The organism is Pseudomonas sp. GW821-FHT11D10, from assembly GCF_058808435.1.
Genome location: NZ_JBXARR010000012.1, coordinates 132,995 through 159,440 on the forward strand (window position 1 = coordinate 132,995; position 26,446 = coordinate 159,440).

Genomic DNA, 26,446 nt, shown 5'->3' on the forward strand with positions numbered 1-26,446 from the left:
AGGAGCTGCATCATGTTGCGCATCAAAACCGCTTTACCGGTGTTGTTGTCCGGCGCATTGCTCAGTGTCGGGGCGCTCGCCGCACCCAGCGTCTACCCCACCGGCGTCACCCGTTACGACCCGGCCAAGGCCTTCAATCAATATGTGATCTTCAGCGGTGCCGACAAGCAGACGCACCTGATCGACATGAACGGCAACGAGGTCAAGAACTGGCCTCAGGCCGGTTTCCCGTCGGCGATCATCGACCCGCAACTGGTCGGTGGCGAGCGCGGCCATGTGTTGCTGCAACTGAGCGAAAAGGATCCGGGCAAGCTCGGTTCCGCCGGCAATGGCCTCGGCAATCAGAGCGTCGGCGAGCTGGACTGGAATGGCAAAGTCGTCTGGCAGTGGGGCGACAAGGCCCCCGGTGGCGCCGCGCAACAGCATCACGATCAGCGTCGCCTGAGCAACGGCAACACCGTGGTGCTGGCGAACAAGGTGCACAAGGTCAAAGGCTTCAAAGTGCCCGAGGTGATCGACGACGCGATCTATGAAGTCAGCCCCGCCGGCGAGGTGAAATGGCAGTGGCTGGCGTCGGATCATTTGAATGAGTTTGGCTTCACCGCCGAGCAGTTGAAGCTTGTTCGCGCCAGTGAAAATCCGGATTACCTGCACATCAACAACCTCAGCCTGGTCGGGCCGAACAAGTGGTTCGATGCCGGCGACAAGCGCTTCAACCCGGACAACCTGCTGATCGATTCGCGCAACGCGAACTTCATCGCGATCATCGACAAACACAGCGGCAAAGTAGTCTGGCGCCTGGGGCCGAATCTGCCTCTGGCCAATCCGAAAACCGCGCAGAAAATCCCGCGCCCGGTGGACCAGTTCGTCGGCCAGCATGACGCGCACATCATCCCGGCCGGACTGCCCGGCGCGGGCAACCTGCTGGTGTTCGACAACCAGGGTTCGGCGGGTTACCCGAACGTCACGCTGGGGCTGATTTCCGGTTCGCGGGTGCTGGAGATCGACCCGGTGAAAAATGAAATCGTCTGGCAGTACAGCGCGGCGAATTCAAAGCAGCCGGGGTGGGCGTTTTACAGCTCGTTCATCAGCAGCGCGCGGCGCTTGCCCAACGGCAATACGCTGATCGATGAAGGCATGAACGGGCGGTTTTTCCAGGTGACGGCCAGCGGTGAAAACGTCTGGGAATACGTCAGCCCTTATCTGGGCAAGGCGCCGGGCAGCGACGCGATCAGCAACTGGGTCTATCGGGCCCTTCCTGTGAGTTATGACTGGGTGCCGGCAGGTACGCCGCGCTCGGAAACGGCAGTGATTGCGCCGGCCTTTGGTGTGCAGCAGACCAATGCCAGTCGTTAGTTATTAAGAGTCTTCCGAATCGAAATAAGTTATGAGCGACATGAATAGTGCATATAGCAATTTCGTTGAAAAGTCGCGTGGACAATAAATGAATGTCCAACCATCCTGAGTGTCGTGAGTTTCCAGGAGGAAACTTGCTCTCATCGGAAGACACTTATCCAACGATAAAGGAAATCTCGTTATGTCGAGCATTAATGGCACTTATGTAAATGCCAACTCTGGCGCCAAGCTGGTTATCACCGACGGTAATGATTCCAATGGCAGCTTTAGCGGCACCCTCAGCCAGGGTGGCGTGAATTACGACATCCGTTACGGGAACTACCACTTCCAGAACAGCACCGGCAACCCGACCACAATCGCGGTGCTGGCTCAGAACGGAAATAGTGGGTATCAGACCTGGACGCTGTTTTCGCCTGATCATAACTACGCGAAACTCCGGGCTACCGGCTCCCGCGTGAACTTCGATGGCGAAGTTGTGAACTTGGGTGGTGAGTTTCTGAAGCAATAATAAATTCCGTAAATCGAAGGCCGATGCATTAAACATGCATCGGCCTTTTTGTTTGTCCTTTAAAAACTTCGTCAACTATCACCTTGGTATTAGTTGTCACTGAATACCGGGTCATCGATAACCCGATGCCTTGGATGAATACTTTTTATGCCGGGAAAGCATGTCGATTCCGGCGAATCGCTGGAAGCCTTGCAGGCCGTGGCTTTGGCGGAAATGACCGTTTTATATATTCCATAAACGTCTATTCATAACATGAAAGATTACTTTCGGAGATAAGCGTCTAGCCCAATGATTGACCCATCGATCACGCCGTGGGGGATTCAACAAGCGGCGAATCGGCTACGCGAAAAAACGCAAAGAGACCGCAGGGAGTAAATCAATGGGCAATGTCCAGACCGCCGCCAGTGCACAGGAGGTGCTGTGGCGCCAGGCGCCGAGCGGCGAGTTGGTCGATCTCGGCCGGCCCCATCGCGTGCCGTTGGGGCAGCTGCGTTTGCAGCGCGCGCCCAAGGGCATTCTGAGCCGCCGCGAAACGATTCTGCTCGGCGTTCTGGCGCTGGTGGTGCACGGCGCGGTGATCTACTGGATCAACCAGCATCCGACACCGGCGCTGCCGATCGTGCCGCCGGAAATTCCACCGATGACCATCGAGTTTTCGCGCCCGGCGCCACCGGCACCACCTGTGGTTGTACCGCCGCCACCAGCACCGGTGGTCGAGCCTCCGCCCCCGGTGGAGGACGAACTGGCAACCAAGCCACCACCCAAACCGAAGCCGATTCCCAAACCGAAACCGGTCGCCAAACCCGTACCGAAACCGGCGCCAAAAGCGGTCGAGCAACCACCGGCTCCGCCACAAACGGCCGCTCCGGTCGCCGCGCCAGCGCCACCTGCACCACCAGCGCCTGCGCCAGTGACGCCGGCCTCGGCCAACGCGGCGTACCTGAAGAACCCGGCGCCGGAATATCCGTCGCTGGCCCAGCGTCGCGGTTGGGAAGGCACGGTGTTGCTGCGGGTGCACGTGTTGGCCAGCGGCAAACCGGGCGAGATCCAGATTCAGAAAAGCAGTGGCCGGCAACAGCTCGACGACGCGGCGCTGGACGCCGTGAAGCGCTGGAGCTTCGTGCCGGCCAAGCAGGGTGATGTCGCCCAGGACGGCTGGGTCAGCGTACCCATCGATTTCAAGATTCATTAAACCGAAACCAATTTCGCGCTAAACGTTTACACGAGGGAACACATCATGACGTTACTGGCATCTCCACTGGAATCCATCGAAAGCGCGGTGATCTGGCTGCTGGTGGTCTTCTCTGTCGCCACCTGGGGCCTGGCATTGCTCAAGGCGCTGCAGTTCGGCCGGTTGAAGGCGCAGGACCGCAAATTTCACAAGCGCTTCTGGGCGGCGTCGAGTCTGGACTCCGCCGCCGAGTTGAGCGAAACCCAGCCCGGCGCCGCAGCGCGGGTGGCACAGGCCGGTTATGCGGCGATACAAGTGGGCGAGGCGCCGCAGGCCAATGACCTGAGCCAGGCGATCAACCATCAGGATCGTCTCGAACGCGCCTTGCGCCAGCAGATCGTCCGCGAGCGCCGTTCGCTGGAAACCGGTCTGGCGGTGGTCGCGAGTATTGGCAGCACCTCGCCGTTCATTGGTCTGTTCGGCACGGTGTGGGGAATCATGGAAGCGTTGAAAGGCATCAGCGCGGCGGGCTCGGCGAGCCTGGAAACGGTCGCAGGGCCCATCGGTGCAGCGCTGGTCGCCACCGGTGTGGGGATCGCGGTCGCGGTGCCGGCGGTGCTGGTTTACAACTACTTTTTGCGTCGTCTGAAACTGACGGCGGCGGACCTGGATGACTTTGCCCACGACTTCTACAGCCTGGCGCAAAAGAGCGCGTTCCGCGTGCTGATCCACCCGACCGCGCACAAGGCTGCGGCCCAGGGCAACGCAACAAAAGTGAAGGAGGCGTCCTGATATGGCCTTCTCCACGCAAGACAGCGACGAGGTGCTGAGCGAGATCAACGTGACGCCGCTGGTGGACGTGATGCTGGTGCTGCTGGTGGTGTTCATCGTCACCGCGCCGCTTTTGACCAACGCGATACCGATCAACCTGCCGAAGACCGAAGCGGTGGCGCCGGTCGAGCAGAAAGACCCGTTGGTGGTGAGCATCGACGGCGCTGGAAAACTGTTTATCAACAAGGACGAAATCCAGCCGGACCTGCTGGAGTTCAACCTCAAGTCGGCCAAGGCCAAGGACCCGGAAGTGCGCGTGCAATTGCAGGCCGACGACGGGGTGAATTACGGCGAAGTGGCGCGAGCCATGGCTTCGATTGAGCGGGCGGGCATCACCAAGCTGTCGGTGATCACTGCACGATAAGGGTTTCACGTTTTTCCGGGGCCGTCTCCTTGGCAGGGTGCGGCCCCTTTTTTTGCCTGAGGATTTATATTCTTTTAAGGTCTTAATAAATAGCTTCTTATTCCTTAACGAATATAAATCCCGTCCCTATACTCCTTCAGGAACAGACACGACGCAGGAGAGCTCCCCCATGCGCAACGAATCAATCCGCTATCTGATTGTGCCGGGCTGGCAAGGATCGCCAGAAGATCATTGGCAAACCCACTGGCAGAACAGTCTGCCCAACAGCGCGCGGGTGGAGCAGGCCGACTGGCTGACGCCGCGTCGTGAAGACTGGGTCGCGGCGCTGGCCGAGGCGATTGCCGCCGACAGCTCACCGGTGATTCTCATCGCGCACAGCCTCGGCTGCATTACTGTTGCGCACTGGGCGGCCACCGCGCCGCTGCATCATTTGCGTCAGGTGCGCGGGGCGCTGCTGGTTGCGCCGGCAGATGTCGAGCGCCCGGCGTGCGTGCCGGCACTGCGCAACTTCGCACCGATCCCGACCGATCTGCTGCCCTTCCCGAGCCAGGTCGTCAGCTCCGACAACGACGCCGCCGTCAGTGCGCCGCGTGCGCTGGAACTGGCGCGCAACTGGGGCGCCGAGGCGGGGATTCTCGCAGGCGCCGGCCATATCAACGTGAAGTCCGGGCATCAACGCTGGGAGCAGGGATTCGCTTATCTGTATCGCCTGCAAAACCGCATGGAACACCACGCCCGGCGCCGTGCCTGAACACTTTTATTTTTTCAACGCCCCCGTCTCCCGGCGATTTGGGGCGGGAGTCTGCCATGAGTTTTGAAACCTTCGGTCAGCCGTTGCTGACCTTTCCCGATGCGGAAAAAAGTCCCCTGAGCATTCGCGCCAAGGCGCTGGTGTTCGTCGATCCACGCTCGCGCCAGTTGCGCGAAGAAATGGCCCAACTCGCACCGCGCTCGATCTCGGTGTTGATTCGCGGCGAGACCGGCACCGGCAAGGAATTGCTCGCCCGCCACATTCACCGTGCCAGTGATCGCAGCGGGCTGTTTGTCTCGGTCAATTGCGGCGCGATCAGCCCGACCTACGCCGATGCCGAATTGTTCGGCTACGCCGCCGGCAGCTACAGCGGATCGGCCAGCAGTCGCGCCGGCTGGTTCGGTTCGGCCAACGGCGGCACCTTGTACCTGGACGAGATCGGCGACCTGCCGCTGCCGATCCAGATCAAGTTGCTTTCCGCCCTGGAGAACCACGAAGTCACCCGCGTCGGTGCGCATCAGCCGAGCCCGGTGGACGTGCGGCTGGTCGCTGCGACCAGCATCGATCTGGCGCAAGCAGTAGCAGCGGGGAAGTTCCACGAGCGGCTTTATCACTATCTCAGCGAAGGGCATCTGGAACTGCCGGCATTGCGCGCGCGGGTCGGCGACATTCTGTCGTTGGCCGAGTACTTCCTCGGCATCTACAGCCAGCGCCTGGATCTGCCGGTGCCGCTGATCAGCGAAGCGGCGCAGCAGGTGCTCGAACAACACAGCTGGCCGGGCAACACCCGGGAGCTGGAAAACGTCATTCATTTTGCGTTGCTGGTGAGCACCGGCGACGAAATCCTGCCGGAGCACCTGAACCTGCCCGAGGTGTCTGGGCCGCTGGTTCAGATCGAGCGTCAGGTGGCGAGCGTGAGCCTCAACGGCACCGTCGACGAACGTAAGGCATTGAAAGAATTGCTGTTGAGCCTGAGTGAGGCGTTGTAACCATTTTATTTAACATGAACAAAATGGAATATGAAGCTGAATAAACGTTATTGTCCGGGAATAAAAAATCCCGGTATTGTCCGCTTCACGCCAGCAGTAGCACATCGCTGGCACACGTATTAATGCCGTCGTCGATGACGACCGATTTTCGATAAGGACACTGCATGAAAAAGGTTCTGTTGTTTACCGCATTGGCGGCTGCTCTGACTGCTTCCCTGGCCCAGGCCGGCGAGAAACTGGTGGTTGCCGCGACGCCGGTGCCGCACGCTGAAATCCTCGAACTGATCAAGCCGACCCTCGCCAAAGAAGGCGTGGATCTGGAAATCAAGGTCTTCACTGACTACGTTCAGCCGAACGTACAGGTTGGCGAAAAGCGTCTGGACGCCAACTACTTCCAGACCCTGCCGTACCTGAATAGCTTCAACCAGGGTAAATACAAGGACGACAAGGCCAAGTACCTGGTGACCGTGCAAGGCGTTCACGTTGAACCGTTCGGTGGCTACTCGAGCAAGTACAAGACCCTGGCCGAACTGCCGGACGGCGCCACCATCGCCATTCCGAACGAAGGCAGCAACAGTGGTCGCGCACTGATCCTGCTGCAGAAGGCCGGCCTGATCGAACTGAAAGATCCGAAGAACGCCCTGGCCACGCCAAAAGACATCGCCAAGAACCCGCACAACTTCAAGTTCAAGGAACTGGAGTCGGCCCTGCTGCCGCGTGTTCTGAAAGAAGTCGATCTGGACATGATCAACACCAACTACGCGCTGGAAGCCAAGTTGAACCCGACCAAGGACGCCCTGGTGATCGAAGGCGCGGATTCGCCTTACGTGAACTTCCTGGTCGCTCGTGAAGACAACAAGAACAGCGACGCCATCAAGAAACTGGCCGCTGCCCTGACCAGCCCTGAAGTCAAAGCGTTCATCGAGAAGAAGTACAACGGCGCGGTACTGCCGGCGTTCTGATCCGACGTAGCCACAACCCCCTTCAAGGTTGAAAAAAAACGCCGATGACCAGTGATGGTCATCGGCGTTTTTTCTTGCGTGTGGATAACTCAGGCAGCGCTGGTTTTCAACGCCCTGCGCAAGGCCACCAGCCATTTCACGAAATCCTGCGGGTCCGGTCGCTGCGGCACTTTTACGTCCATGTTCTCTTCCTTGTTATGGGGTTGGCCGGGGGAGTCTGGCCAAAAGCTGTTCGTCCTTGGAGGGCTTTTACGAAAAAAAGATCCGTCCTACAGCGAAAGGAAAAATAGCCTTCTTATTCTGTAGGAGCAAACCCGCAGGATAGTTTTTTGCGTGATATCAATATGCTTTAACGGTATTTAAATTCTTTTTCTTATACCTTTAAAGTCGGTGCCTGCCGGACAGTTACCCGCTGTCCATGGACTGCACCACCGCCGCTTACCGAGCGGCGTCAGGATGTTTCATGACCTTCGATTACGCATTTATCCTCAGCACCCTGCCGGCGTTTCTCAAAGCCGTGGGTGTGACGCTGCAGGTCGGTTTGATCGCCATTGGCACCTCGCTGCTGGTGGCATTGCTCAATGCGACGATTCTGGTGTTCCGCACGCCTTACCTGCAAAAACTGGTCGGGCTGTATGTGGAGCTGGCGCGCAACACGCCGCTGCTGATCCAGTTGTTCTTCGTCTACTTCGCGCTGCCGGCGCTGGGGATCAAGGTTTCCGGTTTCACTGCGGCGATCATCACCATGACTTTTCTCGGCGGCGCCTACCTCACCGAAGTGCTGCGCGCCGGCGTCGATGCGGTGCCTCAGGCGCAGCTTGAATCGGGCCGCTCCATCGGTCTGTCCCACGGCCAGTTGCTGCGTTACGTGATCCTGCCGCAAGCGGGGATCCTCAGCCTGCCGTCGCTGTTCGCCAATTTCATTTTCCTGCTCAAGGAGACCACCGTGGTCTCGGCAGTGGCGGTGCCGGAAATTCTCTACACCACCAAAAGCTACATCGCGCTCTACTACAAGACCTACGAAATGCTCGCCGTGCTGACGCTGATCTGCGTGCTGCTGTTCCTGCCGCTGTCGCTGCTGTTGAGCCGTCTGGAAAGGAGGCTCCAGCATGGCCAGTTCGGGTCTTGAACTGCTCTGGGTGTCGTTGCCGCAATTGGCCAAAGGCGCCGGGCAAACCCTGTCGATCTCATTCCTGAGCATCGCCATCAGCACTGTCGGCGGCGTGCTCTACGGCGTGCTGCGCACGCTCAATGTGAGGTGGCTGAACGCATTGTTGCGGATCTATCTGGAACTGTTCCGGGCGATTCCGGTGCTGGTCTGGTTGTACCTGCTGTTTTTCGGCCTGCCGATTTTCTTCGGCCTGAGCCTGCCGAGCTTCTGGTGCGCGGTGCTGGTGCTGTCGCTGTGGGGCGCCAGCGAGGTTGGCGAAGTGGCGCGCGGTGCGCTGCATTCGTTGCCGCGCGGGCAGCGTGAGGCGGGGCTGTCGATCGGTCTGAACGCGGCGCAGCTCTACGGCTACGTGCTGTTGCCCCAGGCGCTGAAACGCATGACGCCGCCGACCATCAACGTCTACACGCGGATCATCAAGACCAGTTCGCTGGCGGTGCTGATCGGCGTGGTGGATGTGATCAAGGTTGGCCAGCAGATCATCGAGCGCACCTACGAATCGGTGCTGATCTACGGCGCGCTGTTCCTGTTTTTCTTTTTCATCTGCTACCCGCTGTCGGCCGCCTCGCGTGTGCTGGAGCGGCGCTGGACGCAAGCATGAGCGCATTGATCGAGTTTCAGGGTTTCAACAAATTCTTCGGCGAACAGCAGGTGCTCAAGGGCATCGACCTGCAAGTGAAATCCGGCGAAGTCATCGTCATCCTCGGCCCCAGCGGCTGCGGTAAAAGTACCCTGCTGCGCTGCCTCAACGGTCTGGAAACCGCCCACAGCGGCCACCTGAAATTTGCCGGTCGCGAATTGCTGGACAAGGCCACCGACTGGCGCGAAGTGCGTCAGCAGATCGGCATGGTGTTCCAGAGTTATCACCTGTTTCCGCACATGAGCGTGCTCGACAATTTGCTGCTCGGCCCGCTCAAGGTGCAGAAGCGCGAACGCCGCGAAGCACAGCAGCAAGCTGAAGCGTTGCTCGAACGCGTAGGCCTGTCGGACAAGCGCGACGCCTTCCCGCGCCAGCTCTCCGGTGGACAGCAGCAACGCATCGCCATCGTCCGCTCGTTGTGCATGAACCCGCGGGTCATGCTCTTCGACGAAGTCACCGCCGCCCTTGATCCGGAAATGGTCAAGGAGGTGCTGGAAGTGATTCAGGGCCTGGCCCGCGAAGGCATGACCCTGTTGATCGTCACCCACGAAATGGCCTTCGCCCGCGCGGTGGCCGATCGCATCGTGTTCATGGATGCCGGGCGCATCCTTGAACAGAACCCGCCCGAGCTTTTCTTTACGAACCCGCAAACCGCACGCGCGCAGCAGTTCCTGGAGAAGTTCTCCTACGTCGAAGCGCTGACTTCAACGACTTCGCCCACAACGTCTCAAACCAAGGAACTGGAACTGCCATGAAAACTGCCAAAGCCCTATTTGCATTACCGCTGATCAGCCTCGCGCTGCTGGCCGGCTGCAACAAGACCGAAGAACCGGCCAAGCCGAAAGTCGCCAGCGAAAGCACCGCGCCGGCCGGTTACCTGGACAAGATCAAGGCCCGCGACAAACTGATCGTCGGCGTGTTCACCGACAAGCCGCCGTTCGGCTTCGTCAATGAAGCCGGTCGCTACGTCGGCTTCGATACCGACATCGGTCGTCAATTCGCCAAGGATCTGCTGGGCGACGAAAACAAGGTCGAATTCGTGGCCGTGGAGCCGGCGAGCCGCATTCCGTTCCTGCAAAGCGACAAGGTCGACCTGATCCTCGCCAACATGACCGTGACTCCGGAGCGCAAGGAAGCGGTGGAATTCACCAACCCGAACCTCAAGGTCGCGGTGCAGGCGCTGGTGCCTCAGGGCAGTGAAGTGAAGAAACTGGATGATCTGGCGACCCGCACCACCATCGTCACCACCGGCACTACCGCCGATATCTGGCTGACCAAAAACCACCCGGACTGGAAACTGCTGAAGTTCGAGAAAAACTCCGAGTCGCTGCAAGCCCTGGCCAACGGCCGCGGCGATGCCTACGCGCAGGACAATCTGGTGCTGTTCAGCTGGGCCAAGCAGAACCCGGGCTACCGCGTGCTGGACGAAAAACTTGGCGCCGAAGCACCGATTGCGCCGGCGGTGAAGAAGGGCAATATCGAATTGCGCGATTGGGTGAACGCGGAGTTGGCCAAGCTGGGCGAAGAGAAATACCTGCTCAAGCTGTATGACCAATACGTGCGTAAAGAGCTGAGCGATGACACCAAGCCTGAGAGCGTGATTGTCGAAGGCGGGAAGTGGCAGGGCTAATTGCCTGGTACATGATCGTTTCCACGCTGAGATGATCGTTCCCACGCGGAGCGTGGGAACGATCAGTACCTAATCAGGCCAGTTCCATGCCGGCTCATCCAGAACCCTCTGCCCGACGATTCCCGTCTGGCCGAGGGTTTTTTCCAGCACGATGCAATTGCATTCCGGGTCTTCCTGCAACGCCGAAATCAATCGTCGGGCATGGGACACCACCCACACCTGACACTGCTCCGACACCCGGATAATCAGACGCGCCAGCGCCGGCAGCAGGTCCGGATGCAGGCTGGTTTCCGGCTCGTTCAGCACCATCAGCGACGGCGGGCGTGGCGTCAGCAGCGCGGCGACCAGCAGCAGATAGCGCAACGTGCCATCCGACAGTTCCGCCGCCGACAACGGTCGCAGCAATCCTTCCTGAAAAAACTCGATGGCAAAGCGTCCGCCCGCCAACGGTGCAATGTTCAGTCGTGCACCGGGAAACGCATCGCTGATCGCCGCCTGCAGCGCCTCGGGATCGCCGATCTCGCGGATGGTCTGCAACGCCGCTGCCAGATCGCGCCCGTCGTGGTGCAGCACCGGCGTGCGCGTGCCGAGTTGCGGTTGGCGCACCGGGGCGTCGGCGTCGCTGCGAAAGTGATCGTAGAAGCGCCAGCGGCGGATGAACTCGCGCATCTGGAACACTTCCGGTGAGGTGCGCAGACTGCCGACCTGATCGAACAGGCTGTCGAAGTTCGGCGTGTATTGCGCCAGAACATCCCAGCCACGACCCTCACGGGTGCGGATCATCGGCCCGTCGCGATCCACCAGCAGACTGGCCGGACGATAAAGCGGCCCGGCCCAGATGCATTCCTTTTTGATTTCCGGGTCGAGGGAAAAGAACGAGAGGCTTGGTTCTGGCAATCCCAATGCAATCGAATAACTGAAATCTTCCCCGGCAAAGCCCAGACGCAGGCGCTTCACACCCTGGCGCACGGTGGACTGGATCGGCACCTCGCCGTTGCGCATGCGTCGGCTGATGGTTTCCGGCCCGGCCCAGAAGGTCGAGTCGAGACCACCCTCCCGGGCCAGCGCATTGACCACGCCGCCCTGAGCGGTTTCCGCCAGCAGCCGCAGCGCCCGGTACAGGTTGGACTTGCCGCTGCCGTTGGGGCCGGTGATCAGGTTCAGACGGCCCAGCGGAATCACCAATTTATTGATCGAGCGGTAATTGGCCACCGCGAGGGTCTTGAGCATGAAAATCCTTCTTGAGTGCCCCGAAATCCGGGTCAGGATACTCGCTGCACAGAAATGCATATATCGCCCGGACGAAGGTTGAACCCTGTTCTAAGCTCACAGTCGTATCGTCACTTGCACGTTCGTACACAGGAAGGAGTCTGCATGGCGAGTCCCGGATTGAAAACAGCGGTCATGCTGAGTCTGTTCGCTTTGTTGAGCGCGTGCGGCGAGAAAAAGGCCCCCGCCGAATACCTGCCTCGGGTCTTCGTGCAGGAGGTCAACCCCGCCAATTACGCCGCCGCCGTGACCCTCACCGGCGATGTTCAGGCGCGCGTGCAGACCGAACTGTCGTTCCGGGTCGGCGGCAAGATCATCCAGCGCATGGTCGATGTCGGTGACCGGGTCTCGGCCAAACAAGTGCTGGCCAAGCTCGATCCGAAGGATTTGCAGACCAACGTCGACTCCGCCCAGGCCCAGGTGGTGGCCGAGCAGGCGCGGGTCAAACAGAGCGCCGCGGCGTTCGTCCGCCAACAGAAACTGTTGCCCAAGGGCTACACCAGCCAGAGCGAATACGATTCCGCGCAGGCCGCCTTGCGCAGCAGCCAGAGTGCCTTGAGCGCGGCCCAGGCGCAGCTGGCCAACGCCAAGGATCAACTGAGCTACACCTCGCTGATCGCCGATGCGCCGGGCGTCATCACCGAGCGTCAGGCCGAAGTCGGTCAGGTGGTTCAGGCCACGGCGCCGATTTTCAGCCTGGCCCGGGACGGCGACCGCGACGCCGTGTTCAACGTTTACGAATCCCTGCTGGCCGAGCGGCCGGCGGAGCGGTCGATCGTCGTCAGCCTGCTCGACAACCCCGCCATCAAGACCACCGGCACCGTGCGCGAAATCACCCCGGCGGTGTCCGCGCAGTCCGGCACGGTGCAGGTCAAGGTCAGCCTCGACAGCCTGCCGCAAGGAATGCAACTGGGCTCGGTGGTGAGCGCCACGGCCAAGGGCACCGGCAAGTCGGCGGTTGAATTACCGTGGTCGGCGCTGACCAAGAACATCAGCGATCCGGCCGTGTGGATGGTCGACGACAAAGGCGAAGCGCAGTTGCACAACGTCACCGTCAGCCGCTACCTGATCGGCAAGGTCATCATCAGCGAGGGCCTCAAGGGCGGGGAAAAAGTCATTGTCGCGGGTGGGCAGTTGCTGCATCCGGGCATGAAGGTCGAAATTGCCGAAAACACCTACAAGGATCTGCAACCGGGAGCACAGCCATGAAGCGTCTGGGGCTGTTATCCATTGGCGTGTTGCTGGCCGCCTGCTCGAAAAGCGAGCCACCGCCGGAACCGGTACGGCCGGTGTTGTCGGTCAAGGTCGAAGCGATGAGCGAGGAAAACCTCGGGCGTTTCGCCGGCAGCATTCAGGCGCGCTATGAAAGCAACACCGGTTTCCGCGTCGGCGGGCGCATTGCCAGCCGCAACGTCGACGTCGGTACCGAAGTGCAGAAGGGCACGCTGCTCGCCACCCTCGATCCGTCCGACCAGCAGAACCAGCTGCGCTCGGCCCAGGGTGATCTGGCCAAGGTTCAGGCACAACTGATCAACGCCCAGGCCAATGCCCGCCGTCAGCAAGCGCTGTTCGACCGGGGCGTGGGTGCGCAGGCGCAACTGGACATTGCGATGACGGACCTGAAAACCACCCAGGCTTCGCTGGATCAGGCGCGCGCGGCGGTCAATCAAAGCAAGGATCAACTCGATTACACCGAGCTGCGCTCCGATCACAAAGCCGTGGTGACCGCGTGGAACGCCGAGGCCGGGCAAGTGGTGACGGCGGGCCAGCAAGTGGTGACCCTGGCGCAACCGGACATCAAGGAAGCGGTGATCGATCTGCCGGACACCCTGGTCGATGAGATCCCGTCCGACGTGGTGTTTCTGGTGGCCGGGCAGCTCGACCCGAGCATCAACACCACGGCCACCCTGCGTGAGATCGAACCGCAGGCACAAAGCGCGACGCGCACCCGACGTGCACGGCTGACCCTGGCCAATACGCCCGACGGCTTCCGCCTCGGTACGGCGATCAGCGTTACCCTCAGCTCGGCGATCAAGCCGCGTATCGAATTGCCCGTCACCGCGTTGCAGGAGGTCGACGGCAAACCGCGCATCTGGGTCATCGACACCCAAAGCAAAACCGTCAACCCGCGCGACGTCAGCGTGATCAGCCGCACCGACAGCAGCGTGGTGCTCGCGGGAGGCGTGAAGAACGGCGAGCGCGTGGTCAGCGCCGGCGTCAACAGTCTCAAACCCGGACAATCCGTGAAACTTGACGAGGACAGTCAATGAAAGGCTCTTTCAATCTCTCCGAATGGGCCCTCAAGCATCAGTCTTTCGTCTGGTATCTGATGTTCGTCGGATTGCTCATGGGGGTGTTCTCCTACTTCAATCTGGGGCGCGAGGAAGACCCGTCGTTCACCATCAAGACCATGGTGATCCAGACCAAATGGCCGGGTGCGACCCAGGAGGAAACCCTCAAGCAGGTCACCGACCGCATCGAGAAAAAACTCGAAGAACTCGATTCCCTCGACTACGTGAAAAGCTACACGCGCCCCGGCGAATCGACGGTGTACGTGTACCTGCGCGACACCACCAGCGCCAAGGACATTCCGGAAATCTGGTATCAGGTGCGCAAGAAGATCAACGACATTCGCGGGCAGTTTCCGCAAGGCATTCAGGGGCCGGGATTCAACGACGAATTCGGTGACGTGTTCGGCTCGGTGTACGCCTTCACCGCCGATGGCCTGACCATGCGCCAGTTGCGCGATTACGTGGAACAGGCGCGGGCCGAGATCCGCAATGTGCCCGGGCTGGGCAAGATCGAGATGATCGGTCAGCAGGACGAAGTGCTCTACCTGAACTTCTCCACTCGCAAACTCGCAGCTTTGGGCATCGATCAGCGCCAAGTGGTGCAGAGCCTGCAATCGCAGAACGCGGTGACCCCGGCCGGTGTCATCGAGGCGGGCCCCGAGCGGATTTCCGTGCGGACTTCGGGGCAGTTCGCTTCGGAAAAAGACCTGGCCGAGGTCAATCTCAAGCTCAACGACCGCTTCTATCGCCTGGCGGACGTGGCCGACATCACCCGTGGTTACGTCGACCCGGCCACCCCGGAATTCCGTTTCGACGGCAAGCCGGCCATCGGTCTGGCGATTGCCATGCAGAAGGGCGGCAACGTTCAGGAGTTCGGCAAGGCCCTGCACAAGCGCATTGATGAACTGACCGCAGATCTGCCGGTCGGCGTGGGTGTGCACACGGTGTCCGATCAGGCGGTGGTGGTGGAGGAAGCCGTCGGCGGCTTCACCAGCGCGTTGTTCGAAGCGGTGGTGATCGTGCTGGTGGTCAGCTTCATCAGCCTCGGCGTGCGCGCCGGGCTGGTGGTGGCGTGCTCGATCCCGCTGGTGCTGGCGATGGTGTTCGTGTTCATGGAGTACAGCGGCATCACCATGCAGCGGATTTCCCTTGGCGCTCTGATCATCGCCCTCGGCCTGTTGGTGGACGACGCGATGATCACCGTGGAAATGATGGTCACGCGCCTGGAAATGGGCGAGAGCAAGGAAGAGGCCGCGACATTCGCCTACACCTCGACCGCGTTCCCGATGCTCACCGGTACGCTGGTGACGGTCGCCGGTTTCGTGCCCATCGGTCTCAACGCCAGTTCTGCCGGCGAGTACACCTACACGCTGTTCGCGGTAATTGCCGTGGCGATGATCGTGTCCTGGATCGTGGCGGTGTTCTTCGCGCCGGTGATCGGCGTGCACATTCTCAGCACCAACGTGAAACCCCATGAAGCGGAACCGGGCCGCGTTGGCCGTGCATTCAACGGCGGTTTGCTGTGGTGCATGCGCAATCGCTGGTGGGCCATCGGCATCACCGTGCTGTTGTTTGTGCTGGCGGTGTTCTGCATGCGGTTTGTGCAGAATCAGTTCTTCCCGTCCTCGGATCGACCGGAAATCCTGGTCGACCTCAACCTGCCGCAAAACGCCTCGATCGACGAGACCCGCAAGGCCGTCGACAAACTCGAGGCCACGCTCAAGGGCGACGCGGACATCGTGCGCTGGAGCACCTACATCGGTCAGGGTGCGATCCGTTTCTACCTGCCCCTCGACCAGCAATTGCAGAACCCGTACTACGCGCAACTGGTGATCGTCAGCAAAGACTTCGAAGCCCGCGAGGCCCTGAGTCAGCGCCTGCGCGAACGTCTGCACAAGGACTTCGTCGGCATCGGCAGTTACGTGCAGGCGCTGGAAATGGGCCCGCCGGTGGGGCGTCCGATCCAGTACCGGATCAGCGGCAAGGACATCGACCAGGTGCGCAAACACGCCATCGACCTGGCGACTGAACTGGACAAGAACGAGCACATCGGCGAGATCATTTACGACTGGAACGAGCCGGGCAAGGTCCTGCGAATCGACATCGCCCAGGACAAGGCGCGCCAGCTCGGGCTGTCGTCCGAAGACGTGGCGAACCTGATGAACAGCATCGTCAGTGGCGCGCCGCTGACCCAGGTCAACGACGACATCTACCTGATCAACGTGGTCGGTCGCGCAGTGAGTTCGGAACGCGGTACGCCGGAAACCCTGCAGAATCTGCAGATTGTCACGCCCAATGGCACGTCGATTCCCTTACTGGCCTTTGCCACGGTTCGTTATGAGCTGGAGCAGCCGCTGGTGTGGCGTCGTGACCGCTTGCCGACCATCACCATCAAGGCGTCGGTGCGTGACGAGATTCAGCCGACCGATCTGGTGAAAATCCTCAAGCCGTCCATTGATGACTTTGCGGCCAAATTACCCGTGGGCTACAAGGTCGCCACCGGTGGTACGGTCGAGGAGAGTGGCAAGGCTCAGGGGCCGATTGCCAAGGTGTTGCCGCTGATGCTGTTCCTGATGGCGACTTTCCTGATGATCCAGTTGCACAGCGTGCAGAAGCTGTTTCTGGTGGCCAGTGTCGCGCCGCTGGGGCTGATCGGCGTGGTGCTGGCGCTGGTGCCGACCGGCACGCCGATGGGCTTCGTGGCGATCCTCGGGATTCTGGCGCTGATTGGCATCATCATCCGCAACTCGGTGATCCTCGTGACCCAGATCGACGAGTTCGAGCGCAAAGGTTATGCGCCGTGGGATGCGGTGGTTGAAGCCACCGAGCACCGACGTCGTCCGATCCTGCTGACCGCAGCAGCGGCGAGCATGGGTATGATCCCGATCGCCCGGGAAGTGTTCTGGGGGCCGATGGCTTACGCGATGATCGGCGGGATCGTGATTGCGACCTTGCTGACGCTGTTGTTTCTGCCGGCGCTGTACGTGGCCTGGTACAAGATTCGCGAGCCGAACAAAGAGGCGCAGTAAGGCGAGCGCCTTGTGCTCATCGCCAACTACACGGCTTTGCGCCAGACACTCGCCAGCCAGGGCTGCTGCTCACGCGGCAGCCCCGCCGGCCGGTAGTAATGCTCCAGCTCGACAAACCCGGCGGCGGTCAACAACCCGCGCCACGCTTCCAGATCGTGATAGGAGCCATAACGCGGCCCGTTCCAGCCTTCACGGTTATCCCCGCGCGGATTGGAGCTGAACAGCACGCCGCCCGGTTTCAATGTCCCGTGCAACTGCTTCAAGACCCGGGGCAACTCCTGCAACGGCACATGAAACAGCACGGCGTTGGCGAAGATCCCGTCGAAGCGTTCTGCCGGCAGATCCAGCTTCAGAAAGTCCTGGCACCACACTTCACAGCCACTGTCTTCCCGGGCCATCTGCGCGAATTTCTCCGCGCCGTCGAGGCCGACGGCGACGTGTCCCATCCGTGTGAAAGTCTGCAAATCCCGCCCCGGCCCGCAGCCGAAATCGAGGATGGAAAACGGCGCCTCACTCTGGATGTGCCGCAGCAGTGCGTCGATGTTCTGGCTGACATCGTGATCGCGGGTGCCTTCACGAAAACCCTCCGCCACCGAGTTGTAGTGGCCGAGGGTGGTAGAGGTGATCTGTTCCAGATCGGTGGGGGTCTGCTTCATGGTCGAACTGCGCCGGCAAAGGATTTTGCCGACTATACGCCATGCCATTCAGCGCTTGTTCAAGCCCCGCGCCAGGCGATCACCGCCCAGCTGAATCACCGCTACCAGCGCCACCAGCAGCACGATCACGGTCAGCATGATCTGGCTGTCGAAGCGCTGATAGCCGTAGCGATAGGCGATGTCGCCCAGACCGCCGGCGCCAATCGCCCCGGCCATGGCCGAGGAGTTGATCATCGTCACCAGGGTGATGGTGAACCCGCCGACAATCCCCGGCAGCGCCTCGGGCAACAGCACATGCCAGACGATGTGCCAGCGCCGGCAGCCCATGGCCTGCGCGGCTTCGATCAGGCCGTAGTCGACTTCACGCAGGCTCACTTCGGCAATCCGCGCAAAAAACGGCGTGGCTGCGATGGTCAACGGCACGACTGCCGCCCAGACGCCGTAGGTGGTGCCGACGATCAGCCGGGTGAACGGAATCAGCGCCACCATCAGGATCAGAAACGGAATCGAGCGAAACAGGTTCACGAACGCACCCAAAGCGCGATTGAGCACCGGCGCTTCGTAGATCCCGCCCTTGTCGCTGGTGACCAGAATCACTGCCATCGGAATACCCGCCAGCAGTGCGATCAGCGACGACACGCCGACCATCAGAAACGTGTCGATAAAACCCTGCAGCAAGCGATCAAACCACATAACCCAGCACCTCCGTGCGTTGTGCCCACTGGCTGGCACGCTGACGCAATTCCTCGGCGTTCAGCTTTGAACCCGCCACCGCCAGCAGCAATTGCCCGAGCGCGTGGCCCTGAATCCGTTCCACGCCGCCTTGCAGCAATTTCACCCGGCCACCCAGCGCGGCGAACAGCGCGGCCAGATCCGGTTCGTCCTGCTGGCTGCCGGTGAACTGCAAGCGCAGCACCACGGCCGCGTCCGCCGACAAGGGCTGTGCCTGCAAACGGCTCTGCAATTCTTCGGGCAAAGCGTGTTGCAACGGCGCCAGCAACGTCTGGCTGACCTCGTGCTGCGGGTTGCCGAACACTTCCCAGACCGGGCCTTGCTCGACGATGCGGCCATGTTCCAGCACGACGACGCGGTCACAGATTTCCCGGATCACCGCCATCTCGTGAGTGATCAGCACGATGGTCAGGCCCAGGCGTTTGTTGATCTCGCGCAGCAGGCCGAGGATCGACTGGGTGGTTTCCGGATCAAGGGCCGAAGTGGCTTCGTCGCACAGCAGAATATCCGGGTCGTGCACCAGCGCGCGGGCGATGCCCACACGCTGTTTCTGCCCGCCGGACAGCTGCGCCGGATAAGCCTTGTGCTTGGCTTGCAGGCCCACCAGTTCCAGCAGTTCGCGAACCTTTTTCTCCCGTTGTTCTTTCGGGACACCGGCGACTTTCAGCGGCAGTTCGACGTTCTGCCACACCGTTTTCGCCGACATCAGGTTGAAGTGCTGGAAGATCATGCCGATCCGCCGACGCAGGGCGACGAGGCGATCCTCGTCGTATTCGCCGATGTCCACCTGATCGATCAGCACCCGGCCCGAGGTCGGTTGTTCGAGGCGGTTGATGGTGCGGATCAGCGACGACTTGCCGGCGCCGCTGCGGCCGATGATGCCGAACACTTCACCGCGCTGGATCGCCAGGTCGATGCCTTGCAGGGCGGCGACCGGGCCTTGTTTGCCGTCATAGGTTTTGCCGAGCCCGACGAAACGCACATGGGCGCGGTTCAGTTCGGGATGCAGTTCGGTGCGCTGTGCCAGCGCGGGTGGCTCTGGAAGATCCAGTCGCCGTTGAATGGCTGCCGTCATCCTCAGCTTTCCCAACCGGCCTGGTACAGCTTGCCGTGGGCCTTATCCAGTGCCGCGCGAACGGCCGGCGAATGCTGGTAGATGTCGACGAACTTGATCAGGCGCGGGTCGGTTTTGCTCTTCGGCTGGATCACGAACTGAATCACGTATTCCTTGTGGTCGAGGCCGTCGAACAGCAGCGCGGAACCGGCATCGAAGGTCTTCGCCAGACGGATGTAGGCCGGATAGCCCTGGACCAGATCGGCGTCATCGTAGGCGCGCACCAGTTGCACGGCTTCGACCTGCAGGATCTTGATCTTCTTCGGATTGGCGACGATATCGTCTTCGGTAGCCTTGTAGCCGACGCCCGGTTTCAGGGTGATCAGGCCGGCCTTGGCCAGCAGTTGCAGGCCGCGTCCGCTGTTGATCGGGTCGTTGGCGATGGCGACGCTGGCGCCCTCTGGCAGCTCGTCGAAGCTTTTGTATTTTTTCGAGTACAGGCCGACGTTGTTGATGATGCCCGGGGCGAATGGCACCAGGTCGAAACCGGAAGCCGCCTTGGCGTTTTCCAGGAACGGGATGTGCTGGAAGTAGTTCACGTCGATGTCACCGGCGGCGAGGCTGACGTTCGGCGCGATCCAGTCGGTGAACTCCACCAGTTCGACTTTCAGGCCTTGTTTGGAGGCCTCTTCGACGGCGGCTTCCAGCGGAATCGCGAAGGCTGCGGTAGTGCCGATTTTCAACGGCGCATCGGCGGCGAACACCGCCGAGCTGAACAGGCCGAAGGCCAGGGCCAGTGCTTTGACTGGGTGGGACAGGAGCTTCTTGGTCATGGTGGTTTTCCAGTCAGTGAATTTAGCCTGATCGCTCCCACGCTCCGCGTGGGAGCGCGCCTCAATGGACGCTCTGCGTCCGCTGTCGGGACGCAGAGCGTCCCAGGCTGCATTCCCACGCAGAGCGTGGGAACGATCAGTGCCGGGGTTAGTGTCGGTAATGAGCGCCGGTGTGTTGCTGCGGCAAATGCGCTTCGCCGTGAAACAGTTTTTCCCGCAGGCTGCCGGTGTCGTATGCGGTCTTGTACGAGCCGCGCCGTTGCAGCTCCGGAATCACCAGATCGATGAAATCCACATAGCTTTCCGGGGTGACGATGCGGGTCAGGTTGAAGCCGTCGAGGCCGGTTTCGGCGATCCACGATTCCAGTTCATCCGCCACTTGCTGTGGCGAGCCGACAACGGTGATGTAGCGCCCGCCGAGGGCATGCTGGTCGAGCAACTTGCGCCGGGTCCAGTCGTTGTTCTGCAGGTTCTTGGTGGCGGACTGGATCGCGTTGCTCTTCACGTACTGGATCGGTTCGTCGATTTCGTACTGGGAAAAATCGATCCCGGTGGACGCCGAAAAGTGCGCCACGCCCGCTTCGGCGCTGGCGTAACTCAGGTATTCGGCGTGCTTGGCCCAGGCCGCTTCTTCGGTCTCGCCGACGATCACGTTCAGGCCCATGAACACCTTGATGTCCTCGGGGTTGCGACCTGCTTCGACGGCGCTGGCGCGGACCTTGTCCACCTGCACTTTGGTCGACGGCTTGTTCTGACCGCTGATGAACACGCACTCGGCATGACGCCCGGCGAACAGCAGACCGCGATCCGAACTGCCGGCCTGGAACAGCACCGGCGTACGTTGCGGCGACGGTTCGCACAGGTGATAACCCTCGACCTGATAGAACTCGCCCTTGTGTTCGACCTTGTGCACCTTGTCTGGCTGCGCGTAGATCCGCTGCTGCGGATCGTTGAGCACCGCGCTGTTTTCCCAGCTGCCTTCCCAGAGTTTGTAGAGCACTTCGAGGTACTCGTCGGCCTGGTCGTAACGCCGGTCGTGCTCGACCTGTTCACTGAGGCCCATGGCCTTGGCGGCGCTGTCCAGATAACCGGTGACGATGTTCCAGCCCACCCGTCCACGGCTCAGGTGATCGAGGGTCGACATGCGCCGGGCGAACAAATATGGCGGCTCGTAGGTGAGGTTGGCGGTCAGGCCGAATCCGAGGTTTTTGGTCACGGCGGACATCGCCGATACCAGCAGCAGCGGATCGTTGACCGGCAGCTGGATCGACTCTTTCAGGGTGACGTCCACCGAGTTCTGATAGACGTCGTACACGCCGACGATGTCAGCGATGAACAGCCCGTCGAACAGCCCGCGCTCCAGCAGTTGCGCCAGTTCGGTCCAGTATTCGATGGTCTTGTATCGGGTCGAAGTGTCGCGAGGATGCGTCCACAGCCCGTGGTTGATGTGGCCGATGCAGTTCATGTTGAACGCATTGAGCAGGATCTTTTTCTTGCTCATCAGATGGTCCCTCGCAGCGGAGGGTTTGCATCGTTGAGGTAGTAGTTGCCCACCGCGTGATACTTCCAGCGCACCGGGTCGTGCAGGGTGTGCACCCGGGCGTTGCGCCAGTGGCGGTCGAGGCCGTGCTCGATCAGGGTGGCCTGGCTGCCGGCGAGTTCGAACAAGGTGCTGCCGGCAGCCAGAGAGATTTCGGTGCTGATCGCCCGTGCTTCGGCGACCGCAATCGAGGCCGCTGCAACCGTCTCGGCGTTGGTCTCGGCCTGGGCCGCATCGAGGAATTCGCCGGCGCGTTCGAGCAGCGCTTCGGTGGCGTGCAGGCGAATGCTCAGGTGGCCGAAGCTCTTGAGGGTCAGCGGGTCTTCGGTGGCTTTGTCGTTGCCCGAATCGATCCATGGCCGGGTCTTGCTGCGCACGAAGTGCAGCGCATCCTCGTAAGCGGCGCGGGCGATGCCGGTGTCGATGGCGGCGTGAAGGATCTGTGCCAGCGGTCCGACCGGGGTCGGGCGTTCGAAGGCGCTCTGGAACGGAATGACATCTTCGGCGGCGACATACACGTCTTCGAACACCACCGAACCGCTGCCGGTGGTGCGCTGACCGAAGCCGCTCCAGTCGTCGATCACGGTCAGACCTTTGCTGTCGCGCGGGACGAACGCCAGTTGCTGCACACCGTTTTCATCGACTACCGAGGTCGGGATGCGCTGCGCGTAAATCGCACCGGTCGCATAGAACTTGCGGCCGTTGATGCGATAACCGCTGCCGTCGCGATCGAGGCGGGTGACACGGTCATGGGCGGTCTTGGTGCCCAGTTCCGCCAGGGCATTGCCAAAGCGCTGGCCGGCGAGGACTTCGGCGTACAGCCGTTGTTTCTGCTCGTGGCTGCCGTTCACCCGAAGCACTTCGAGGGCATAGAAATGGTTCTGCGGAATCTGCCCCAGCGAGCCATCGGCCCGGGCGATCAGGGCGATGACTTTGGCCAGGGTCACGTTGGATACGCCGGCGCCACCGTACTCCTTGGGCACGCTGATGCCCCAAAGGCCGGAGCGGGAAAACACGTCGAGTTCCGGCAGCGGCAGGCGGCGTTCGCGGTCGCGCAGGTTGCTGTCGCGCTGGAAGTCTTCGGCCAGGTCGCTGGCGACGATCAGGGCTTGCTCGTCGCTGGTGATGACCGCGACGGGATGGGAAAGAGTCATGTGTTTCTCCAGAGATCTGGTCAAAAGTGTTCTGGTCGTCAGATCCAGGAATGGCGAGCCGGCAACTTGCCGTTGAGGCGATAGGCGCCAACCGCGTGGTACTTCCAGCGCACCGGGTCGTGCAGCGTGTGCACCCGGGCGTTGCGCCAGTGACGGTCGAGGTTGAATTCGGCGAGGGTGGCGCGGCTGCCGGCCAGTTCGAAAAGCTTTTCGCTGGCCAGCAGCGAGATCTCGGTGGTCAGCACCTTGGCTTCGGCCACGGCAATCGACGCGCGGGCTGCGGACTCGGCAGTCAACGGTGCGGCGTGCACCTGATCCAGCACTTTCCCGGCCTTGCGCAGCAGCGCTTCGGCGGCGTGCAGTTCAATTTTCAGTTTGCCGATGTCGGCGATCACGTAGAGGTCATCGCTGGCCCGTTCGACGTTGGCGTCGACCCACGGCCGGGCGCGGGTCTTGACGAATTCGATGGCGTCATCGATGGCGCCACGGGCGATGCCGGCGTCGATCGCCGCTTGAATCAGCTGCGACACCGCGCCTTGGGTGTTGGGCTTTTCGTTGATCTTCCAGTTGTCCACCACGAGGCCGGCATCGACCCGCACGTTGTTCAACAGGATCGTGCCGCTGGCGGTGGTGCGCTGGCCGAAACCCGACCAGTCATCGACGATGCGCAACCCCGGTGTGCCGCGACGGACGAAAGCCAGGACTTGCTTGCCGTCACCGTTGAGCGCCTTGACCGCCACCCAGTGGGCGAACAGGGCGCCGGTGGAATAGAACTTCTGGCCATTGATCACGTAGTCATCGCCGTCAGCGGTGATGCGCGCTTTCAATTCCAGGGTGTCCTTGGTGCCGCGTTCGGGCCCGGCGTTACCGATGCGCCAGCCTTCCAGAACGCTCTGTAACAGCTGTTTTTTCTGCTGTTCGGTGGCGCTGCCGAGGATCAGGTTGATGATGCCGAACTGGTTCTGCGGGATCTGCCCCAGTGCCGGGTCGGCCGCGGAAATGATCGCGAACACTTCGGCCAGGGTGACGAAGGAAACCTGCGGGCCGCCGTACTCGCGCGGAATCGCGATACTGCCGAGGCCGCTGCGGGTGAACTGTTCGATTTCCGACCACGGCAGCTTGCGCTGGCGATCACGTTTGGCGGCCTGCACGCGGGCAACTTGCGCCAGCTCGTGGGCGGCCTTGATGGCTTGAGCGTCGTTGCGCAGCACTTGCGCGGGCAACAACAACGGGGCGATGTCCAGGTCACTCTGGACGTTTGCGTCTGCCAGACTGGACATCAGTGCCGCTCCTTGGCTGCACGCAATGCCCTGGCGATCTGCACTGGGGTGATTGTGTTCCGGACCATGTTACCTACCTCACATCTCATGAAAAACGCCGCAAAAGTGCGGCGAACGAAAGAATGTCCGGTGGTCCGGTTCATATACCCTAAGCGCGTATAAAATTTAAATAAACTAACTTTTAGGAATATGTATAGAAGGGGGCGTGGTCCGTCTGGTTAAGCTCGCGGCGGTGAGGGAGTACGCCTCTCGCCGAGCGAGGTGTGTCATTTTTTTTGCGGCTCTGCGGCCTTCAGCGTTTCCTTGAGCGGCACCTTGAGGTAGGGATTCACGCAACCGATCTTCAGCGTTCGCGGCGGCGCCCAGCGCGAGTTGTTGCCGACCCGGTCGAGGATGCAATAGGTCACGTCCAGCCGCAGGTCCTCGCCGGCCTCGGTGATGATCGCCGGCGGCACCCAGACCTGAATCGGTTTGCCGATATCGGCCGGGGTGATGCGCGCCAGGTCCATCCGTACATCACCCCAGCGCAGGGTGATGGCATCGCCTTCGGCCATGTTCAGATACGGCTCGATGGTCAGTGGTACGCCACGCTTGATCTGATTCGCGTTGACGCCTTGACGGCGAATGGTGTCGGGCAGTGTCACCGGCGCCAGTTGCTGGTTTTCGTCACCGCACACTGCCGGAGGCTGTCCGCCGGGACAGTCGAGTTTGACCGTGACTCGCGCCGCTGCCGACAGCGATGGCCCGTGACCCACCCGCATGACCCGATAGTGGATGCGTGACGAGCCGCTGGCGATGAAGCTTTCCGGCACTCGCAGGCTGACCGGGGCCGCGACGTCCTGCGCTGTCAGCACGTGAGAGGCGACGTAGCAGTTGTTCCAGAACAGTTCGATCAGATCGCCGGTGTCCATGTCCGGATAAGGCAACACATCGACCAGCAGATGGGCCGCTGCCGCAAGGTTGATGCCGTTGTGTTGGGATGGAGCCAGGCTCGGTGCGGCCAGTTCGGGGATGTGCGAAGTGCGGGTCATGAAGTCCTCTCCTTGAAACCTTGCAGCGAAATCCGTTTCTGAAAGTTCAAATGGCATGAATTTCCCGGTAATAAAAACAGGGTCGTTCGGCCATTCGTTATTGGGTCTTGGCAATGTTGTTGGGCACGATGAGTGACTAGATAAAAGTTCGCCGAATGGCGTGTCAACGGACAGGATTAGTTAATTGAAGAATTACGGATTTATCAGAAGCTTCCTACGCCGATAAAGCACTCTACCTATCCTGCCTGGCGAATCTGGCCACAGCTTTCGACGGGTTTTATTGTTCTGTCGTCGGTTGGTTTGCACGGCTGAATATTTGGAGGGGGCAAACTTTGATCGCGGCGAGACTGTTGCAGGACATATATATGTAATGCAGTCGCTTGATTAGATTTTTTAGTGGAGAGGATGTAAGCGAAACTTCCATCCATGGAAGTTTGTATTCAGGAAAGTTTACGGGTCAGCTGTTGTTTCTGAACTTGCTGAGGAACTGTCGAGTGCGTTCTTCTTTCGGATTGGCAAACAACGCTTTCGCTTCACCTTGTTCGACGATCACGCCTTTATCGAAAAACACCACGCGGTTGGCCACATCACGAGCGAACGCCATTTCGTGGGTGACGATCACCATGGTGCGTTTCTCCTCGGCGAGGCCGCGGATGGTCGCCAGCACTTCACCCACCAGTTCCGGATCGAGGGCCGAGGTCGGCTCGTCGAACAGGATCACTTCCGGCTCCATCGCCAGCGCCCGGGCAATCGCCACGCGCTGTTGCTGGCCACCGGACAGGCGCCGCGGGTAGGCGTCTTCCTTGCCCGCCAGGCCGACCTTGGCCAACAGCTTCTTGCCCAAGGCAATGGCTGCATCGCGGGGCGTCTTCTTGACCACGATCGGGCCTTCGATGACGTTTTCCAGGGCGGTGCGGTGGGGGAACAGGTTGAAGTTCTGGAACACGAAGCCCACGTGCTGGCGCAGGTTGCGCACCAGGCTCTGCTGCTGGTTCAGCGGGCGGCTGGTATCGATTTCGATATCGCCGACCTTGATCCGGCCGCTGGTGGGTTGCTCGAGGAAGTTCAGGCAGCGCAGGAACGTGGTCTTGCCCGAGCCGCTGGGGCCGATGATTGCCACGACCTCGCCTTCCTTCACCTCCAGATCAATGCCGTTGAGCACGACTTGACCCTTGAACTGCTTTGTCAGTTTTTCCACGACAATCAT

25 protein-coding genes are annotated in these 26,446 nt (G+C 60.9%); 15 read left to right on the plus strand and 10 right to left on the minus strand.

Going from position 1 to position 26,446, the window contains the following annotated elements:
* The first annotated feature begins 12 nt into the window (after positions 1 to 12).
* From AC1RT4_RS27410 to AC1RT4_RS27465, 12 genes are all read left to right on the plus strand, one after another.
* Positions 13 to 1,356, plus strand: a complete 1,344-nt coding sequence (locus AC1RT4_RS27410) for an aryl-sulfate sulfotransferase (RefSeq protein ID WP_493089212.1) — start codon at positions 13 to 15, stop codon at positions 1,354 to 1,356.
* 181 nt (positions 1,357 to 1,537) lie between these two features.
* On the plus strand, positions 1,538 to 1,864 hold the full coding sequence (locus tag AC1RT4_RS27415) for a hypothetical protein (RefSeq protein ID WP_039764506.1): 327 nt from the start codon (positions 1,538 to 1,540) through the stop codon (positions 1,862 to 1,864).
* 379 nt (positions 1,865 to 2,243) lie between these two features.
* A complete protein-coding gene (locus AC1RT4_RS27420) occupies positions 2,244 to 3,056 on the plus strand; it encodes an energy transducer TonB (protein WP_493089215.1) in 813 nt (270 codons plus the stop codon).
* Positions 3,057 to 3,101: 45 nt separating this feature from the next.
* Positions 3,102 to 3,827 carry a MotA/TolQ/ExbB proton channel family protein gene (locus AC1RT4_RS27425; protein ID WP_085608585.1) on the plus strand — a complete coding sequence of 242 codons (726 nt, stop codon included), beginning with the start codon at positions 3,102 to 3,104 and terminating at the stop codon, positions 3,825 to 3,827.
* Position 3,828: 1 nt separating this feature from the next.
* Positions 3,829 to 4,230 carry an ExbD/TolR family protein gene (locus AC1RT4_RS27430; RefSeq protein ID WP_003220570.1) on the plus strand — a complete coding sequence of 134 codons (402 nt, stop codon included), beginning with the start codon at positions 3,829 to 3,831 and terminating at the stop codon, positions 4,228 to 4,230.
* A 169-nt stretch (positions 4,231 to 4,399) separates the two neighbouring features.
* Positions 4,400 to 4,981: an alpha/beta hydrolase gene (locus AC1RT4_RS27435; protein ID WP_007952774.1), complete on the plus strand. Its 582-nt coding sequence runs from the start codon at positions 4,400 to 4,402 to the stop codon at positions 4,979 to 4,981.
* A 56-nt stretch (positions 4,982 to 5,037) separates the two neighbouring features.
* Positions 5,038 to 5,970, plus strand: a complete 933-nt coding sequence (locus AC1RT4_RS27440; protein WP_085746316.1) for a sigma 54-interacting transcriptional regulator — start codon at positions 5,038 to 5,040, stop codon at positions 5,968 to 5,970.
* 164 nt (positions 5,971 to 6,134) lie between these two features.
* Positions 6,135 to 6,932: a MetQ/NlpA family ABC transporter substrate-binding protein gene (locus tag AC1RT4_RS27445; protein WP_007952772.1), complete on the plus strand. Its 798-nt coding sequence runs from the start codon at positions 6,135 to 6,137 to the stop codon at positions 6,930 to 6,932.
* A gap of 463 nt (positions 6,933 to 7,395) precedes the next feature.
* Positions 7,396 to 8,061, plus strand: a complete 666-nt coding sequence (locus tag AC1RT4_RS27450) for an amino acid ABC transporter permease (RefSeq protein ID WP_007918712.1) — start codon at positions 7,396 to 7,398, stop codon at positions 8,059 to 8,061.
* A complete protein-coding gene (locus AC1RT4_RS27455) occupies positions 8,042 to 8,701 on the plus strand; it encodes an amino acid ABC transporter permease (protein WP_041475107.1) in 660 nt (219 codons plus the stop codon). The genes AC1RT4_RS27450 and AC1RT4_RS27455 overlap by 20 nt, the downstream gene beginning before the upstream one ends.
* Complete coding sequence (locus AC1RT4_RS27460) at positions 8,698 to 9,495, plus strand: amino acid ABC transporter ATP-binding protein (protein WP_273897917.1); 798 nt, start codon at positions 8,698 to 8,700, stop codon at positions 9,493 to 9,495. The genes AC1RT4_RS27455 and AC1RT4_RS27460 overlap by 4 nt, the downstream gene beginning before the upstream one ends.
* Positions 9,492 to 10,370, plus strand: coding sequence for a transporter substrate-binding domain-containing protein (locus tag AC1RT4_RS27465; RefSeq protein WP_011331934.1), 879 nt, complete (start codon positions 9,492 to 9,494; stop codon positions 10,368 to 10,370). The genes AC1RT4_RS27460 and AC1RT4_RS27465 overlap by 4 nt, the downstream gene beginning before the upstream one ends.
* Positions 10,371 to 10,439: 69 nt before the next feature.
* On the opposite strand, the gene AC1RT4_RS27470 is transcribed toward AC1RT4_RS27465, so the two are convergent.
* Entirely contained in the window at positions 10,440 to 11,600 is a 1,161-nt protein-coding gene (locus tag AC1RT4_RS27470) for an AAA family ATPase (RefSeq protein ID WP_085746320.1), read from the minus strand.
* Between the two features lie 144 nt (positions 11,601 to 11,744).
* Between AC1RT4_RS27470 and AC1RT4_RS27475 the strand changes: the two genes are divergently transcribed.
* Genes AC1RT4_RS27475 through AC1RT4_RS27485 form a run of 3 tightly spaced genes read left to right on the plus strand, consistent with a single transcriptional unit; the run spans position 11,745 to position 16,959 of the window.
* Positions 11,745 to 12,848 carry an efflux RND transporter periplasmic adaptor subunit gene (locus AC1RT4_RS27475; RefSeq protein ID WP_493089221.1) on the plus strand — a complete coding sequence of 368 codons (1,104 nt, stop codon included), beginning with the start codon at positions 11,745 to 11,747 and terminating at the stop codon, positions 12,846 to 12,848.
* A complete protein-coding gene (locus AC1RT4_RS27480; protein WP_085608592.1) occupies positions 12,845 to 13,909 on the plus strand; it encodes an efflux RND transporter periplasmic adaptor subunit in 1,065 nt (354 codons plus the stop codon). Before AC1RT4_RS27475 ends, AC1RT4_RS27480 begins: the two co-directional genes overlap by 4 nt.
* Positions 13,906 to 16,959 (plus strand): efflux RND transporter permease subunit, encoded by a 3,054-nt coding sequence (locus AC1RT4_RS27485; RefSeq protein ID WP_493089224.1) that lies wholly within the window; start codon positions 13,906 to 13,908, stop codon positions 16,957 to 16,959. The genes AC1RT4_RS27480 and AC1RT4_RS27485 overlap by 4 nt, the downstream gene beginning before the upstream one ends.
* 26 nt (positions 16,960 to 16,985) lie before the next feature.
* Here the strand turns inward: AC1RT4_RS27485 and AC1RT4_RS27490 are convergent, their stop codons facing one another.
* The 9 genes from AC1RT4_RS27490 to tcyN all read right to left on the minus strand — a co-directional run bounded on the left by AC1RT4_RS27490 (position 16,986) and on the right by tcyN (position 26,446).
* On the minus strand, positions 16,986 to 17,615 hold the full coding sequence (locus AC1RT4_RS27490) for a class I SAM-dependent methyltransferase (RefSeq protein WP_493089226.1): 630 nt from the start codon (positions 17,613 to 17,615) through the stop codon (positions 16,986 to 16,988).
* A 48-nt stretch (positions 17,616 to 17,663) separates the two neighbouring features.
* Complete coding sequence (locus tag AC1RT4_RS27495; protein WP_102718558.1) at positions 17,664 to 18,308, minus strand: methionine ABC transporter permease; 645 nt, start codon at positions 18,306 to 18,308, stop codon at positions 17,664 to 17,666.
* The gene (locus AC1RT4_RS27500; protein ID WP_493089229.1) at positions 18,298 to 19,422 is read right to left on the minus strand and encodes a methionine ABC transporter ATP-binding protein; all 1,125 of its coding nucleotides are present in this window, start codon (positions 19,420 to 19,422) and stop codon (positions 18,298 to 18,300) included. Before AC1RT4_RS27500 ends, AC1RT4_RS27495 begins: the two co-directional genes overlap by 11 nt.
* Positions 19,423 to 19,424: 2 nt before the next feature.
* Entirely contained in the window at positions 19,425 to 20,234 is an 810-nt protein-coding gene (locus AC1RT4_RS27505) for a MetQ/NlpA family ABC transporter substrate-binding protein (RefSeq protein WP_007952748.1), read from the minus strand.
* A gap of 148 nt (positions 20,235 to 20,382) precedes the next feature.
* A complete protein-coding gene (locus AC1RT4_RS27510) occupies positions 20,383 to 21,735 on the minus strand; it encodes an LLM class flavin-dependent oxidoreductase (RefSeq protein ID WP_493089231.1) in 1,353 nt (450 codons plus the stop codon).
* Positions 21,735 to 22,928, minus strand: coding sequence for an SfnB family sulfur acquisition oxidoreductase (locus AC1RT4_RS27515; protein ID WP_493089233.1), 1,194 nt, complete (start codon positions 22,926 to 22,928; stop codon positions 21,735 to 21,737). The genes AC1RT4_RS27510 and AC1RT4_RS27515 overlap by 1 nt, the downstream gene beginning before the upstream one ends.
* Positions 22,929 to 22,966: 38 nt before the next feature.
* Positions 22,967 to 24,208, minus strand: a complete 1,242-nt coding sequence (locus tag AC1RT4_RS27520; protein ID WP_493089235.1) for an SfnB family sulfur acquisition oxidoreductase — start codon at positions 24,206 to 24,208, stop codon at positions 22,967 to 22,969.
* A 266-nt stretch (positions 24,209 to 24,474) separates the two neighbouring features.
* On the minus strand, positions 24,475 to 25,239 hold the full coding sequence (locus AC1RT4_RS27525; RefSeq protein WP_493089236.1) for a hypothetical protein: 765 nt from the start codon (positions 25,237 to 25,239) through the stop codon (positions 24,475 to 24,477).
* A gap of 457 nt (positions 25,240 to 25,696) precedes the next feature.
* Positions 25,697 to 26,446 carry an L-cystine ABC transporter ATP-binding protein TcyN gene (gene tcyN, locus AC1RT4_RS27530; protein WP_493089238.1) on the minus strand — a complete coding sequence of 250 codons (750 nt, stop codon included), beginning with the start codon at positions 26,444 to 26,446 and terminating at the stop codon, positions 25,697 to 25,699.

Coding starts and splice junctions, on each gene's coding strand:
- AC1RT4_RS27490 (WP_493089226.1), bottom strand. CDS start 17,615: ATGAAGCAGACCCCCACCGATCTGGAACAGATCACCTCTACCACCCTC.
- AC1RT4_RS27450 (WP_007918712.1), top strand. CDS start 7,396: ATGACCTTCGATTACGCATTTATCCTCAGCACCCTGCCGGCGTTTCTC.
- AC1RT4_RS27445 (WP_007952772.1), top strand. CDS start 6,135: ATGAAAAAGGTTCTGTTGTTTACCGCATTGGCGGCTGCTCTGACTGCT.
- AC1RT4_RS27470 (WP_085746320.1), bottom strand. CDS start 11,600: ATGCTCAAGACCCTCGCGGTGGCCAATTACCGCTCGATCAATAAATTG.
- AC1RT4_RS27415 (WP_039764506.1), top strand. CDS start 1,538: ATGTCGAGCATTAATGGCACTTATGTAAATGCCAACTCTGGCGCCAAG.
- AC1RT4_RS27505 (WP_007952748.1), bottom strand. CDS start 20,234: ATGACCAAGAAGCTCCTGTCCCACCCAGTCAAAGCACTGGCCCTGGCC.
- AC1RT4_RS27420 (WP_493089215.1), top strand. CDS start 2,244: ATGGGCAATGTCCAGACCGCCGCCAGTGCACAGGAGGTGCTGTGGCGC.
- AC1RT4_RS27500 (WP_493089229.1), bottom strand. CDS start 19,422: ATGACGGCAGCCATTCAACGGCGACTGGATCTTCCAGAGCCACCCGCG.
- AC1RT4_RS27485 (WP_493089224.1), top strand. CDS start 13,906: ATGAAAGGCTCTTTCAATCTCTCCGAATGGGCCCTCAAGCATCAGTCT.
- AC1RT4_RS27460 (WP_273897917.1), top strand. CDS start 8,698: ATGAGCGCATTGATCGAGTTTCAGGGTTTCAACAAATTCTTCGGCGAA.
- AC1RT4_RS27430 (WP_003220570.1), top strand. CDS start 3,829: ATGGCCTTCTCCACGCAAGACAGCGACGAGGTGCTGAGCGAGATCAAC.
- AC1RT4_RS27475 (WP_493089221.1), top strand. CDS start 11,745: ATGGCGAGTCCCGGATTGAAAACAGCGGTCATGCTGAGTCTGTTCGCT.
- AC1RT4_RS27480 (WP_085608592.1), top strand. CDS start 12,845: ATGAAGCGTCTGGGGCTGTTATCCATTGGCGTGTTGCTGGCCGCCTGC.
- AC1RT4_RS27440 (WP_085746316.1), top strand. CDS start 5,038: ATGAGTTTTGAAACCTTCGGTCAGCCGTTGCTGACCTTTCCCGATGCG.
- tcyN (WP_493089238.1), bottom strand. CDS start 26,446: ATGATTGTCGTGGAAAAACTGACAAAGCAGTTCAAGGGTCAAGTCGTG.
- AC1RT4_RS27525 (WP_493089236.1), bottom strand. CDS start 25,239: ATGACCCGCACTTCGCACATCCCCGAACTGGCCGCACCGAGCCTGGCT.
- AC1RT4_RS27495 (WP_102718558.1), bottom strand. CDS start 18,308: ATGTGGTTTGATCGCTTGCTGCAGGGTTTTATCGACACGTTTCTGATG.
- AC1RT4_RS27515 (WP_493089233.1), bottom strand. CDS start 22,928: ATGACTCTTTCCCATCCCGTCGCGGTCATCACCAGCGACGAGCAAGCC.
- AC1RT4_RS27465 (WP_011331934.1), top strand. CDS start 9,492: ATGAAAACTGCCAAAGCCCTATTTGCATTACCGCTGATCAGCCTCGCG.
- AC1RT4_RS27435 (WP_007952774.1), top strand. CDS start 4,400: ATGCGCAACGAATCAATCCGCTATCTGATTGTGCCGGGCTGGCAAGGA.
- AC1RT4_RS27510 (WP_493089231.1), bottom strand. CDS start 21,735: ATGAGCAAGAAAAAGATCCTGCTCAATGCGTTCAACATGAACTGCATC.
- AC1RT4_RS27520 (WP_493089235.1), bottom strand. CDS start 24,208: ATGTCCAGTCTGGCAGACGCAAACGTCCAGAGTGACCTGGACATCGCC.
- AC1RT4_RS27425 (WP_085608585.1), top strand. CDS start 3,102: ATGACGTTACTGGCATCTCCACTGGAATCCATCGAAAGCGCGGTGATC.
- AC1RT4_RS27410 (WP_493089212.1), top strand. CDS start 13: ATGTTGCGCATCAAAACCGCTTTACCGGTGTTGTTGTCCGGCGCATTG.
- AC1RT4_RS27455 (WP_041475107.1), top strand. CDS start 8,042: ATGGCCAGTTCGGGTCTTGAACTGCTCTGGGTGTCGTTGCCGCAATTG.